This window comes from Luteibacter sp. TLI7-4A (genome assembly GCF_056754745.1).
In genome coordinates, this window is sequence record NZ_JBPGWO010000001.1 from 1,691,455 (window position 1) to 1,705,118 (window position 13,664).

The 13,664-nt window shown below is 66.7% G+C and carries 9 protein-coding genes; 6 read left to right on the top strand and 3 right to left on the bottom strand.

The window, feature by feature from the left end:
• Positions 1-122 precede the first annotated feature (122 nt).
• Positions 123-1,604 carry a hypothetical protein gene (locus ACR9Y6_RS07455; RefSeq protein WP_481280725.1) on the top strand — a complete coding sequence of 494 codons (1,482 nt, stop codon included), beginning with the start codon at positions 123-125 and terminating at the stop codon, positions 1,602-1,604.
• On the opposite strand, the gene ACR9Y6_RS07460 is transcribed toward ACR9Y6_RS07455, so the two are convergent.
• The 3 genes from ACR9Y6_RS07460 to hisN all read right to left on the bottom strand — a co-directional run bounded on the left by ACR9Y6_RS07460 (position 1,601) and on the right by hisN (position 5,949).
• Positions 1,601-2,221 carry a hypothetical protein gene (locus ACR9Y6_RS07460; RefSeq protein ID WP_481280726.1) on the bottom strand — a complete coding sequence of 207 codons (621 nt, stop codon included), beginning with the start codon at positions 2,219-2,221 and terminating at the stop codon, positions 1,601-1,603. The genes ACR9Y6_RS07455 and ACR9Y6_RS07460 overlap by 4 nt on opposite strands.
• An 800-nt stretch (positions 2,222-3,021) precedes the next feature.
• On the bottom strand, positions 3,022-5,151 hold the full coding sequence (locus ACR9Y6_RS07465) for a phosphocholine-specific phospholipase C (RefSeq protein WP_481280727.1): 2,130 nt from the start codon (positions 5,149-5,151) through the stop codon (positions 3,022-3,024).
• Positions 5,152-5,157: 6 nt separating this feature from the next.
• Positions 5,158-5,949, bottom strand: a complete 792-nt coding sequence (hisN, locus tag ACR9Y6_RS07470; protein WP_481280728.1) for a histidinol-phosphatase — start codon at positions 5,947-5,949, stop codon at positions 5,158-5,160.
• 141 nt (positions 5,950-6,090) lie between these two features.
• Between hisN and ACR9Y6_RS07475 the strand changes: the two genes are divergently transcribed.
• From ACR9Y6_RS07475 to ACR9Y6_RS07495, 5 genes are all read left to right on the top strand, one after another.
• A complete protein-coding gene (locus ACR9Y6_RS07475; RefSeq protein WP_481280729.1) occupies positions 6,091-7,152 on the top strand; it encodes an ABC transporter substrate-binding protein in 1,062 nt (353 codons plus the stop codon).
• 25 nt (positions 7,153-7,177) lie between these two features.
• A complete protein-coding gene (locus ACR9Y6_RS07480; RefSeq protein WP_481280730.1) occupies positions 7,178-8,179 on the top strand; it encodes an ABC transporter ATP-binding protein in 1,002 nt (333 codons plus the stop codon).
• Positions 8,176-9,807: an ABC transporter permease subunit gene (locus ACR9Y6_RS07485; protein WP_481280731.1), complete on the top strand. Its 1,632-nt coding sequence runs from the start codon at positions 8,176-8,178 to the stop codon at positions 9,805-9,807. Before ACR9Y6_RS07480 ends, ACR9Y6_RS07485 begins: the two co-directional genes overlap by 4 nt.
• Positions 9,797-10,552, top strand: a complete 756-nt coding sequence (locus tag ACR9Y6_RS07490) for a DeoR/GlpR family DNA-binding transcription regulator (RefSeq protein ID WP_481280732.1) — start codon at positions 9,797-9,799, stop codon at positions 10,550-10,552. Before ACR9Y6_RS07485 ends, ACR9Y6_RS07490 begins: the two co-directional genes overlap by 11 nt.
• Positions 10,553-10,643: 91 nt before the next feature.
• The gene (locus tag ACR9Y6_RS07495) at positions 10,644-13,655 is read left to right on the top strand and encodes a TonB-dependent receptor (protein ID WP_481280733.1); all 3,012 of its coding nucleotides are present in this window, start codon (positions 10,644-10,646) and stop codon (positions 13,653-13,655) included.
• The last annotated feature ends 9 nt before the right edge of the window (positions 13,656-13,664 follow it).

Sequence of the window (13,664 nt, forward strand, 5' to 3'; positions counted from 1 at the left end):
AGCCGTCCGGGTCGGGGCCCACACGATCGCCATCGGCCTTTCTGCCGATGGGCACCGGCCTTCGGCGGGCGTACATTCCAACGGTCTCGCGGGCGCGCGACGCCCGATGAACGGAGTCTGGCATGACCGCTTTCCTGCGCATCCTCGCCGTATCGCTGCTCGTGGCATCCGCTGCCCGGGCCCAGGAGATGCACGACCACGGTATCCCCGAGAAGCTCGGCAAGGTGTCGTTCCCGATCTCGTGCGATCCCTCGGTGCAGAAGCCGTTCGACCGTGGTGTCGCCCTCCTCCACTCCTTCGCCTATGCCGCCGCCGGCCAGGCTTTCGAGGGTGTCGTGGCGAAGGACCCGGCCTGCGCCATGGGCCACTGGGGCATCGCGATGGTTTTCTTCCACCCCGTGTGGACGCCCGCCCTGCCGACGGACACCTTCGCCCGAGGCCAGGCGGCGGCCCGGGCGGCGGCACGCCTGGCGGCGACCTCGTCACCGCGCGAGCGGGCATACATCCGCGCGCTGGGACAGCTCTATCAGGACGGCGACATCATGCCCGCGCTGCGCACCCTTGGCTACGAACAGGCGATGGCCGGCGTCGCCCGCGACAACCCGAAGGACGTCGAGGCGCAGGTGTTCTATGCCGTGGCCCTGTTGTCGAACGCCCCGATGACCGACAAGACACACGCGAAGCAGAAGCAGGCCATCGCGATCCTGGACCCACTGTTCCGCGCATACCCGGATCACCCTGGCATCGCGCACTACCTGATCCACGCTTGCGATAGCGCCGAACTCGCGCGACGCGGCCTGCCGGCGGCGAGGAAATACGCAGGTATCGCGCCTTCGGCGCCGCATGCCTTGCACATGCCCTCGCACATCTTCACCCGGCTCGGCCTGTGGGACGATTCGATCCACTCCAACCTCGCCTCGGAAAAGGCGGCGCGCGAGCACGGCGACACCATGGGCCAGCTGCACGCCATGGACTATCTCGTCTACGCGTACATGCAAACCGGCCGCGACAAGGAGGCCCGGGCGGTCATCGGCGACCTGAAGACCATGCGCGGCCTTGACATGAGCGACTTCGGAGTCGCCTATGCCGCGACCGCCATGCCGATTCGCGAAGTCATGGAGCAAGGGCGATGGAGCGAGGCCGCCACGATCGCGCCACCCGACGGCGCGCCCGCCTCGGTGGTGGCCATCGCGGTGTGGGCGAAGGGCCTGGGCCTCGCACGCAGCGGCCATCCCGACGAAGCGCGCGCCCAGGCGGCCCGTCTCGACCAGATCGAGGCCCAGCTCAAGACCTCCGGCGACGACTACTGGTCCACGCAGACCGGCGTCCTCGCTTCCGAAGTAAAGGCATGGGCCGCCCAGGCCAGCGGCGACGCCGCTGCCGCCGTCGCCTTGATGACCGATGCCGCCGAACGGGAAGACCGGGTCGAGAAGCGGCCGGTGACACCGGGACCGATCGTCCCCGCGCGCGAACAACTCGGCGAGCTTCTGCTGGCACAGAAGCAACCGGGACCGGCGCTGGCCGCGTTCAAGACCGCGCTCACCCAAGCCCCCGGCCGCGCCGGCGCGCTTCGCGGCGAGAAGGCGGCGGAAGCGATGCGCTAAGCTCGCAGCGGATCACCGTCAGCGCGAGAAACCCGCTTTCTGAATGCCCTCAGCGCATCCAGGTCGTAAACGTGGCAGTCCGACAGGTACGCATCGATCGCGGCGTGCTCTGAAAGCCACTGAAGGCTGTAACCATGGCTGTCGTCAATTCCAATGACACCCACTCGCTGATCCGTCGTGTCTCCCATCAGCATGATGCCCCGAAGTCCAAGGCCTCCCGCGATGGCCGAAGCTGGCGCAACATCCAGTCGCCCACCCTCTTCTATGACTTGTTCGTATGCATCTGGAACCTCGCCGGACATTGCCGGCCTGATCCATTCCGCGCGAACCAGGAAAAGAATGCGAGCGGCAGGCTTCATCGTAGCCACCGTTTTCCAGCTGCCCGACAATTCGGAGGTTCGCTCATCAAGCGACGTAACATACATTTCGAACTTGAACTGGACGTCGACATAGTCCCAGGAAAGAACGAACACACTCCCGGCCGCCTTCAAGCTCTTCACTTCCACAGAACCCCAGACAGTTTGCGCGTTGGGGTCGATGCGAATCTCGTCAACCGGAAACGAGGCAATACGCGCAAGCATGTCGTCGAGAGGTAAAAGATCCTTCCATTCGGTCATGGCGTCGGCTTCAAGTGGTCAGGGACAGGCGTGTCGTCTGGAAAATGGATAATGCGGTAGGCGGAGCCGTAGACCGCACCCTCGTCGCTCCGGTTACCCCGTCGCTCGGGAAAGGATGCCGCTGCGCAGCCATGTCTGATGGCTGGCGCCCCGTCGCACCAGGAGGGTCGGTGGCACAAGCAAGGCCCGCGACTCGGGTGGATGCCGTCTCCGTGTGAACCCCCCTCACGCGGGTGGGAAGCGGGCTGGCCCGCGATTCGTCACCCCTATTTCGAGCGAGGCCATGCATCGCAACCGAGCGAGCGGTGACAAGCCTCGCTCGATCAGTGCAAGGCCTCCTTCGCCAGCGGAGGGATCGAGGACTCGCGGGCCAGCCCGCTTCCCACCCGGGTGCGGTAGGCAACACGGAGAGCGGCACGCGACACGCGACACGCGGCGAGCGTTGCTCTTTCCTTCCCACCCACCCCAGGGTCGAGAGAGCTGCCGGGCGCCACCCTCGGCGCGACATTAGGAGCCGAGGACGGGCGGGCGGAGAAGGCCCGCAGGGGGCCGGCCAGGGATGGCCGGCCGTTTCCGCTGAGCCAGGAGGGCGAATCGGAAACCCCCGCCCGACCGTCCGAGCCCGAAGGGGCGCAGCCATCAAACACGGCCGCGCAGCGGCATCCCTCCCCAAGGGACGGCGACTACCGTCGCGCCGAGGGTGGCGCCCGGCAGCTCCCCGCCACGCACACAACGAATGCGAGGGCGAAGCCGAGCCCCGCACCAGGCGAACCCCGGAAATGCCTGAAGAACCATTTTTACTAGAGCCTCCGCGGACCAGGATCGCTTGTCGCAGGTTTACCGTCTTCGTGATGCCCGGCGAAACGCCGGAGGTAGCGTGGTGCGCTCGGCGTGGTAACGGCGATGTCGAACCACCCGGCACTGCCCGTCAGATCGAGCGGCAGGGTCTTCGACTGGCCAGCGTCGAGTTCGAGATCGCGGGGTGCCGTGCTGCCATACGCATCCGTGACGCGGACGGTCACGCTCGTCGTCCCCCGGTTGCTCAGGCGCACGTCAACGCTGCGAGCGCCTGACGTGCCTGCAACGACCACTTCCAACCCATCACCGGCGAACCCACGCAGGTGTGCGAAGTACCCATTCGGGCCATGGATGCGGCGGTCGTAGCCGTCGCCGGCTTTCGCCAGCGCCCAGCGATCCTCGATGCGCTTGCCCGCGCTGACCGCGTAGCGACGCGGCGGGGCGTCGCGCTGGAGCCCGTCGTAGACGAGGAAAGCGGCACCGAGGCGGCCGCTGTTGGCGAAGGCAATGCGACTGCTGTCCGCATCCAGGCGGTGTTCGACCGTCCATGCGTAGCCGAGAGGGCGCGATGGACGCGTGCCCGGCTCCTGCACGGGCATGGCCTGCTCGTGCGGTACCGTGATGACTGCCTTGCCATCCGAACCAGCCGGCACACCCAGCGTCGGCACGCGCTGGTCGGCGTTGCCGGCGAAATCGAAGGCGCTGGTCAGGTCGCCGCATACCGAGCGGCGCCATGTGCTGATGTTCGGCTCCTCGACACCGAAGCGCTTTTCGAGGAAACGCAGCACCGAGGTGTGATCGAAGGTTTCCGAGCAGACCCAGCCACCACGGGTCCACGGCGAGACCACGATCATCGGCACGCGATTGCCCAGGCCGACCGGCTGTTCGCCGCGTGGATCGCTGTCCGGTACGAGCGGCGACGAGATCCTCGGGTGGGCGTCGAGGTCCATGATCTCGTCGCCCAGGCCGGCGAGCAGGTCGTCGGAAACCATGCCCTGCCCGTCCTCGCCGCTTTCCAGTGGCGGCGCCGGCGGTACCACGTGATCGAAGAAGCCGTCGTTCTCATCGTAGTTGAGGAAAAGGACCGTGCGGCTCCACACCTTCGGATTGGCGGTCAAGGCTTCCATGACGCGACGAATGTAGAAAGCGCCATCGGCGGGTGACGAGGTGGGATGTTCACTGTACTTGTACGGCGCGACGATCCACGTCACCTGTGGCAGGCGATCGTGCAACACGTCGTCGCGCAGTTCGCGCAGGCTGTGGTTCGACACCCCGTTGCGCACGAGCGAACCCTTCGGATCGGCGCCTTCCTTCACCTGGTACTTCGCGAAGAACTCCAGCGAGTTGTCCGTGTAGTTGTCGGTCGGCGAGCCCGGATCGCCAGTGCCACCCTGGTACACGCGCCAGCTGACGCCCGCCTTCTCCAGCCGCTCCGGATACGTGGTCCACGTATAGCCATCCGCATCGGGGCGTTCCTCGGTGCCCGGCCCATTGCCCTTCTTGCCCAGCCGCCCGGAAGGATCGGCCGTGCCGCTCCAGAGGTAGATCCGGTTGATGGCGGTGTCGGCGAGTGCGGAGGCGTGGTACGCGTCGCAGACGGTGAAGGCGTCGGCGAGCGCGTAATGGAATGCCGCGTCCTCGCGGCGCAGGTACGCCATCGTCAGCACGTCCTGCTTTTGTTCGATCCAACGGTCGTTGCGGCCGAGGTTCCAGGCACCGTGGCCGCTGCTCCAGCCATGGTCGGTGCCCTCGTGATGATCGCCGCAGGCGCGCGTGTCCAGGTGGAAGGGATAGACCCAGCCCACGTCGTCACCGATGCCGCGTGCCTTCCAGTATTTCGTGCGCGCCGCCGTCACTGGCTGGCGCCACACCGGATCGCCATTGCCGAGTTCCAGCACGCGCGGATCGGCGAAGCCACGCACACCGCGCAAGCTGCCGAAGTAATGGTCGAACGAACGGTTCTCCTGCATGAGGATCACCACATGACCGACATCCGCGATCGTGCCGGTGCGGCGGTCGGGGCCGGTCGCCAGCGCTCGGGCGATCGCCGCAGGGAAACCCTGCGCGACCAGCGAGGCGACGACGGTGGCGCCCGCGGCATGGAGGAAACGGCGGCGATCGCGGGAAAACATCCGGCGTCAGTCCCTGGCGAGCGATTCGATGAGTGCCGCATGCAAGGCGGGCGTGGCCGCGGCGACGACGCGACCGCCGCTGTCGAGGCCGAGAGCGCGGCCTTCCCAGTCGGTCATGACGCCACCGGCGGCTTCGACCACCGGCGCGATGGCGAGGTAGTCGTACGGCATGAGGTTGGCCTCGACCACCGCATCGATATGGCCGGCCGCCAACATGCCATAGCCGTAGCAGTCGCCGCCGAAACGGCGCGCATACGCGGCACGGCTCGTGCGGTCGAAACGAGACCATTCGTCAGGGCTGAACATGTCCGGCGTGGTCGTGTAGAGCGTGGCGGCCGCGAGGGTCTCGCACGCACGGGTACGGCAAGGCAATCCGTTCATCGTCGTTCCCACGCCCGTGTGCCCGATCCAGCGTTCGTCCAGCACGGGCATGTCCAGCACGCCGAGTACCGGCTTGCCGTGGCGGAGCAAGGCCAGCAAGGTGCCCCAGAGCGGCCAGCCTGAAATGAAGCTGCGCGTGCCATCGATGGGATCGATCGACCAGACGTACTCCGCATCCACGCGTGTCGCCCCGTATTCCTCGCCGAGCAGGCCGTGCGAGGGCCACGCCAGTTCGATGCGCTCTCGCAACATCGATTCCACGCCCCGGTCCACGGCTGTCACGGGGCTCATGTCACCCTTGAGCGTCACATCCACCGGGCGGCGGAATCTCGGCAGGGACAACGCACGCGCGTTATCGGCGATACCCGCGGCGAATGCCTCGAACTCCTTCCGCTCTGCGGCGGACAACGATTCCATCAACGACACTCCTGGCTGGAAAGACGTGCGCGGCCTAGCGTTCGCACGTTTCGGGATGATGACAAAAACGAAAATTCTCTGGTGGACTCGGAAGCCACAGGTTTGCAAATATACCCAAAATGCCACATGGTGGGGTGCATCATGAACCTTCCGTGGGGCAGCTTCGACGAACCGCGTCACAGGGTGAAAAAACCGGCCATGCGTCCATACCGCCAAATCGGAAGCGTCATCGCGCTGCTCATGGCCGCCTGTGGCATGGCCCGTGCCGGTACGGTCACCGTGTACTCCGCCTTGGAAAGCGACGAGATCGCCACCTACCTGGACGCGGCGAAGAAGGCCCTGCCCGGCCTCGACATCCGTGTCCTTCGCCTGTCCAGTGGCGACCTCGCCGCGCGCCTGCTCGCCGAATCGGCCGAACCGCGAAACGACGCGATCTGGGGCATGGCGGTCACCGACATGCTCGAACCGCGCATCGCCACGCTGCTCGCGCCGGTACATGGGCCGAACATCGACCGTATCCCGGCGGCGTTCCGCGCCACCGACGGGCTCTGGTTCGCACCCACGGGATACCTCGCCGCCCTGTGCGTCAATCGCGAGGCCCTGGCCGAGCGTAACCTGCCGATGCCACGCAGCTGGCGCGACCTCGCCTCGCCGAAGTACCGGGGCCAGGTGGCCATGCCCGATCCCTCGTCGTCCGGCACGGGTTACATGCTGGTGTCCTCGCTCTCGGATGCCGGCCGCGATACCGAAGGCATGGACCTGTTGCGCGACATCGCGCGCAATGTCGGCCAGGTCACCCTGTCCGGTTCGGCACCGTGCAAGCTCGCGCGCATCGGCGAATTTCCCATCGGCATCTCGTTCGCCTTCTCGGCCATGCAATCCATCCGCCAGGGCTATCCGGTGACGATGGTGATCCCGGAAGGACGCAAGGGTTACGAACTGGAGGCATCCGCGTTGATGAAGGGTTCTCCGCACGCGGATGACACGAAACGTTTTCTCGACTGGACCGCGTCGCCCGAAGCGGCCGCGTTGTATCGCGGCTACAAGGAGATCGTCGCCGCTCCCGGCAGCGTGCCGAGCGCGGAACAACAGCGGCAGGGTTTGCCCGCCGACCTGGTCGCGACGCTGCCCGTGCGCGATTTCGCCACCGCGGCGCGCGAACGCGCGGCGCTCATCGCCAGATACAAGCGGCTGACGCGCTGACGCGCCGGCCTTGGGGAGTTGGGGAATGCACCTGCGTATCGACGACATCGCAAAGGCATGGAACGGGCATACCGTGCTCGACGGCGTCTCGTTCGACGCCGGGGAGAGCGAGTTCGTCTGCCTGCTCGGGCCCAGCGGTTGCGGCAAGACCACCCTGCTGCGCATCGTCGCGGGATTGACCGCGGCGGACGCGGGGCGCGTGATCCTCGGCGGTCGCGACATCAGCGCGTTACCCACGCGCGAGCGGCGCATGGGCCTGGTCTTCCAGGCCTATTCCCTGTTCCCCGACATGACCGCCGCGGCCAACGTCGGCTACCCCATGCGCCTGCGCCGCGACGCTCCGGCGAAGATCGCCGCGCGCTGTAGCGAACTGCTGGAACGGGTCGGCCTGGGTGGCCTCGGCGCGCGCTTCCCCGACGAACTCTCCGGCGGCCAGCAGCAGCGCGTGGCGCTGGCCCGCGCCCTCGCCACCGAGCCGGCCATGCTCCTGCTCGACGAACCGCTCTCCGCGCTCGATCCCGCCATACGCGGGCAGTTGCGCGGGGAGATCCGCCTGCTCCAGCGTGCGCTCGGCATCCCGACGATCATGGTGACGCACGACCAGGAAGAAGCCCTGGCGATGGCGGACACGATCGTCTGCATGAATCGCGGCAGGATCGAACAGACCGGCAGCCCTCGCGACCTCTACGAGCGACCGCGTACCCGTTTCGTCGCGGAGTTCATCGGCCGCGCCAACCTGCTGCCGACGGCGTTCGTGCGCGATGCGATACCCGGCTTCCTCGAACGGCGCCCGCCCGGCGACGAGGCCACCTACGAGCTGTGCCTGCGCCCCGAGGACGTGGTGATCGAAAGCGACCCGCGCGGCGAGGCCGTGGTCGAGGACACCGTCTTCCTCGGCAACCTCGCGCGCATCACGCTCGCCTGGCGGGGACGGAAGCTGCTGGTGGAGCAGCCCGGACGCAGTGCGTTGAACCGGGGCGAGCCCGTTTCCGTGGATGCGCTGCGCGGCGCGTGGGTATGCGCATGAACACGATGCGCGCGACGGGCATGCTCCTGCTGGCGGTTCCGCTGTTGTGCCTGCTCGTGTTCTTCCTTCATCCATTGGCGACCGTGCTCGTGCACAGCGTCACCGATGCACAGGGAATGCCGACATTCGCGAACTACGTACGCCTGTTCGACGATCCCGGGCTTCCACGAGCGGCGCTGCGCAGCCTGCTCATCGGCGTCGCCACCACGCTGTGCACCGTTTCGCTGGGGCTGTGCCTGGCGATGGCGCTGCATCGTACCCGCCTGCCCGGGAAGGCCCTGATCCGTGGCGCCCTGCTCCTGCCGATGCTCGCGCCCTCGCTCGTCCTCGCGCTGGGCCTCGTCTGCCTGCTCGGACGTAACGGGCTGGTGCACCGGCTTACCGGCCTGCCCACCGATATCTATGGTTTCTGGGGCCTGCTCATCGCGAACACGCTCTACGGGTTGCCGCAGGTGGTGATCATCGTTTCCGCCGCGCTGGCCCGAACGCCGGCACGCCATTACGACGCCGCCGAATCCATGGGTGCGACGCCCTGGCGGCAGTTCCTCGACGTGACCATTCCCCGGCTGCGCTTCGCCCTGCTCGCGGCGGCGTTCCTGGTCTTCACCGAAACGCTGACCGACTTCGGCAGCGCCGTGGTCGTCGGCGGCAGCTACCGCGTGCTGGCGGTGGAGATCTACGGCGAAGTGGTCGGGCAACTGGATTTCGCCATGGGCGCGACGCTGGGCGTGGTGCTGCTGGCGCCCGCCCTGATCTCGGTCTGGCTGGCCCGGCTGGCGAAACGCCGCCAGGACACGGGCGACGCGAGCCCGGGGCGCACGCTGGTTCCCGCGCGGCACCCGTGGCGTGACATCGTTCTGGGCGGCATCTCGCTGCTGGCCCTGCTGCCTCTTGTCGGCGTCGTCGCCACCGTCGCCTATGTCAGCGTGGTGAAGCTGTGGCCGTACGACCGGACGCTCACGCTGGCCAACTACATGGGCGGCATGCCCGACGGATACGGTCCCGTGGCGACATCGGTCACCATGTCCTTGCTTGCCGCGGGCGCCGGCGTGCTGCTGGTGTTCGCGTTGTCCGCGGGCCTGCGCCGCGCACCGCCGTTCATCGCCAAACCCGCGCAGTTCATCGCCTCCCTGCCTGCCGCCGTGCCGGGCCTCGTGCTGGGCCTGGGTTACGTGCTGGCCTTCAACCACGGACCACTTTCCAGCTGGCTTTACGGAAGCGTGGCGATCGTGGCGGCATGCAGCCTCTTCCATTACCACGCGCAGGCCTTCCTCACCATGCAGACCGGCATGCGCCAGGTACCGGAAGCGCTGGACGACGCCGTGGCGGTATCGGGCGGCACGACCTTCCACGTGTTGCGCGACGCGGTATGGCCGTTCGCCGCGCCGGCGGCGATATCCACCTTCTTCTACCTGTTCATGCGCTCGATGGTGACGCTGTCGGGCGTGATCTTCCTGGTCACTCCCGAACTCGGGCTCGCCTCGGTCACGGTGATGCGCCTGGACGAAAACGGTTTCCTCGCGCAAGCCGCCGCGTATGCGATGTGCGTCGTGCTTGCCAGCGCATTCGCACTCGGCGCGATGCGCCTCCTCCTCCACGTACTCAAGGACCGACGCCATGTGGCATGAAGAACGGCATTCCCGCATTCGCGACCTGCTGCGCACCAGCGGCCAGGTGTCCGTCGAGCGGATCGTCACCGAGCTGGGCGTGTCGCGCGAGACGATCCGCCGCGACCTCGTCGAACTGGCCGAGCGCGGCGAGATCCGCCGCGTGCACGGCGGCGCGGTGCTCACCGGCGACGAGCCGCCGATCGACGTGCGCCATGCCACGCGGGTGCGCGAGAAACGCGCGATCGCCAAGAAGGTGGCCAGCCTGGTCGACAGTGGCCAGACCATCTTCATGGATGCGGGCAGCACGATGAACCTCGTGGCCGAGGCACTCGCCACGCGCAGCGGGCTCACCATCGTCACCAACGCGGTGGACGTGGCCGCGCGCTTCGCCGCGCGGGCCGGCAACGACGTGCACCTGCTGGGCGGCCGCTTCAACGCGCAAACGGGTTGCACCCAGGGTGCCGCCACCGTCGCCGAGATCGCACGGTATCAACCGCACCTCACCATCCTTTCGCCGGTCGGCATCGACGCCAAGGCCGGCGCGAGCAGTTTCGAGATGGAAGAAGCCGAGATCGCACGGGCGATGTGCGCCAATGCGCGCCGCATCGTCATCGCGGCCGACCATTCCAAGATGGGCGTACGCAGCCGCGTCGCCTGGTGTCCCGCGGACCGCATCGACGTGCTCGTGACCGACCGTCGCTCGGAGAAGTCCCGCGCGATCGCCGCCATTCGTAAGGCCGTGGGCGACATCGCATACGCCTGAAACAACACCGCGCCATGAAGGCCGCCATCCGTCATCTGCTTAGATCGATTGAAACCACCCCGTCACATACATCGTCCTTCCGGAGCATCCCATGAGTCCCCGCCCCACCCTCCGACGTACCCTCTTATGCGCCGCGGTCGCGGCATCCTTGTCCGGCGTCGTCTTCGGCCAGGCCACCACCGGCCGCATCACCGGTGCGGCGCCCATCGCCGCCGGTGAAACCGTCCTCATCGAAGGCAGCAACGGCATCACCCGCGAGGTGCCCGTCGACACCCGCGGCCGTTATGTCGCCGAATCGCTGCCCCTGGCCACCTACAAGGTTTCGCTGAAGGCCAACGGCAACATCGTCGACACGCGCGACAACATCACCCTGCGTGTGGGCGCCGCCACCGACGTCTCGTTCGAAACCGCTCCGGCCGGCAACGCCCAGCAGCTCGAAGGCGTGACCGTTTCGGCGACCAACATGCCGAAGATCGACGTCGCCACCGTCGCTTCCAGCACGGTGATCACCGCCGCCGACATGGCCCGCCTGCCGCTGCAGCGCTCGGCCGAAGCCGTGGCCCTGCTCGCACCGGGCGCCTCGCCCGGCTATACCGGATTCAAGAACGCCTTCGGTGGCAGCCTGGTCAGCTTCGCCGGTTCGGCCGTCTCGGAGAACGCGTATTACATCAACGGCATGAACACGACCGATCCGCTCAGCGGCTTCGGCGGCGTCACCCTGCCCTACGGCGCGGTGGACCAGCAGGAGGTGCTCAGCGGGGGTTACTCCGCGATGTACGGCCGCTCGGACGGTGGTGTCATCAGCCAGGTCGGCAAGCGCGGCACCAACGAATGGCACTTCGGTGCCCAGGTGCTCTGGGAGCCGGACTTCGCCCGCGCCAGCGCCCGCAACATCACCTATGGCCACGACAATCCGGCGCCTCCGGGCACGATCAACCAGCGCAACGACGACAACCACGAATGGAGCACGACGGTCAGCGCCTATGCCGGCGGCCCGTTGATCAAGGACAAGCTGTACGCCTTCGCCGCCGTGGAGATGGAGCGCAGCAAGGGCAACAGCATCGGCGACGTGAACCACGCGTACGACACGAAGTACACGTACAAGGACCCGAAGTGGTACGGCAAGCTCGACTGGAACATCAATGACAGCAACATCCTCGAGCTGACCGGCGTCAACCAGACCCATCGATCCAACGGCAACAAATACACCTACGACTACGACACGAACACCATCGGCGACTTCGCCAGCACGGATTCGACGTACAAGACCAAGGCCATGGTCTATGTCGCCAAGTTCACCAGCTACATCACCGACGACCTGACGCTCACCGCGCTGTACGGCAAGTCGAAACTCACCTATTACAACGAACCGCCCGCCACAGGCGTCACCGGCCCGTTCATCGGCAACGTGAGCCAGCAGAACCCCGCGCTCAACGGCGGTACGCCGATCACCAACGGGCAGACGCTGGACACGATCGACAATCCGGACCACGAGTCCACCAATCGCAACCTTCGCGTCGACCTCAACTACAAGATCGGCAGCCATTCGATCACCGCGGGCATCGACAACCAGGATTCGCGCGACATCGACGACGGCACGACGATCGGCGGCGACGGCTACGAGCTGTGGTACGCCAAGGGCGACAAGAACCTCAACATCAGCGATAGCCCCTTCGTCGACAAGCCGGGCAATTATCCCGGCGGCGAAACCGGCTACTACGGCTATTACCGCCACTACAACACGCTCGCCTCCGTGCGCGTGAAGCAGCGTGCCCAGTACATCATGGACGACTGGCAGGTCACCGACCGCCTGCTGCTTTCGCTGGGCCTGCGCAACGACCAGTTCACCAACTACAACCCGGCCGGCCAGCCCTACCTGAAGCTGACCAAGCCGCAGTGGGCGCCGCGCCTGGGCTTCAGCTGGGACGTGAACGGCGACTCCAGCATGAAGATCTACGGCAACGCCGGCCGCTATTTCCTGGCCATGCCGGCATCCGTCGCACTGCGTACCTCGGCGGGTTCGCTCGCCACCAACCAGTACTTCACCTATACGGGCATCGATGCGAGCGGCATGCCGACCGGCGTGACCTTCATCCAGTCGGCCACCGGTGGCGCCGTCTCTCCCAACGGCGAGTACGGCCAGCCGCCCGATCCCAAGACCGTCAGCGCCAAGAACATCAAGTCGGAGTACCAGGACGAGTTCATCCTCGGTATGGACAAGCAGCTGAACGCCGATTGGATAGCGGGCGCGAAGGCCACCGTGCGCAAGCTGCGCAACGCGCTGGACGACGTCTGCGACAACGGCGCGATCACCCGCGCGGCCATCGCCCAGGGCGCGGACATCGACGCGGTCACCGTCGGCAGCTGCTACCTGTCCAACCCCGGACGGGCGAACGTCTACCAGCTGGCCAACAACAACGGCGGCTACACCAACGTGACGGTGACCAATGCGGACTTCGGCTTCAGCCACCTCAAGCGCAACTACTACGGCCTGGACCTGTACCTGTCGCATCCGTTCGACGGCACGTGGTCGGGCAAGATCGACTACCTGTACTCGCGCAGCTACGGCAATACCGAAGGCCAGGTGCGCTCGGACGTCGGCCAGGGCTCCGTCGCGGCCTCGCGCGACTGGGATTACGCCACGCTGATGAACTACGCCAACGGCTACCTGGCCAACGACCGCAAGCACCAGCTGAAGCTCTACGGCTCCTACCAGATCGCGCCCGAATGGCTGGTTTCCGCGAACCTGCTCATCCAGTCCGGTTTGCCGAAGTCGTGCCTGGGCCGCTACGGTGAGGCCGAGAGCGATCCGTCCGGCTACGGCAGCTATTACCACTTCTGCTTCGGCGAACCCTCGGCCTATGGCGCGAAGGGCCGCGAGCCGTGGGAAGAGCTGGTCGACGTCAACCTCGAGTACCGTCCGTTGTGGGCCGACCGCAAGCTGGCCTTCACCGCTTCGGTGTTCAACCTGCTCAACCAGCAGCGGTCGCAGCGGACGAACCCGGTCTCGGGCAGCAAGAACTCGGTGAACGACGGTTATCAGCAGGTCATCAGCTACACGCAGCCGCGTTACGCCCGCTTCGGTGTCACCTACGACTTCTAACGGGAAGCC

Excerpts from the sequence above, each read along its gene's own strand:
- ACR9Y6_RS07480 (WP_481280730.1), top strand. The coding sequence starts at position 7,178 with ATGCACCTGCGTATCGACGACATCGCAAAGGCATGGAACGGGCATACC.
- ACR9Y6_RS07495 (WP_481280733.1), top strand. The coding sequence starts at position 10,644 with ATGAGTCCCCGCCCCACCCTCCGACGTACCCTCTTATGCGCCGCGGTC.
- ACR9Y6_RS07460 (WP_481280726.1), bottom strand. The coding sequence starts at position 2,221 with ATGACCGAATGGAAGGATCTTTTACCTCTCGACGACATGCTTGCGCGT.
- ACR9Y6_RS07475 (WP_481280729.1), top strand. The coding sequence starts at position 6,091 with ATGAACCTTCCGTGGGGCAGCTTCGACGAACCGCGTCACAGGGTGAAA.
- hisN (WP_481280728.1), bottom strand. The coding sequence starts at position 5,949 with ATGGAATCGTTGTCCGCCGCAGAGCGGAAGGAGTTCGAGGCATTCGCC.
- ACR9Y6_RS07490 (WP_481280732.1), top strand. The coding sequence starts at position 9,797 with ATGTGGCATGAAGAACGGCATTCCCGCATTCGCGACCTGCTGCGCACC.
- ACR9Y6_RS07485 (WP_481280731.1), top strand. The coding sequence starts at position 8,176 with ATGAACACGATGCGCGCGACGGGCATGCTCCTGCTGGCGGTTCCGCTG.
- ACR9Y6_RS07455 (WP_481280725.1), top strand. The coding sequence starts at position 123 with ATGACCGCTTTCCTGCGCATCCTCGCCGTATCGCTGCTCGTGGCATCC.
- ACR9Y6_RS07465 (WP_481280727.1), bottom strand. The coding sequence starts at position 5,151 with ATGTTTTCCCGCGATCGCCGCCGTTTCCTCCATGCCGCGGGCGCCACC.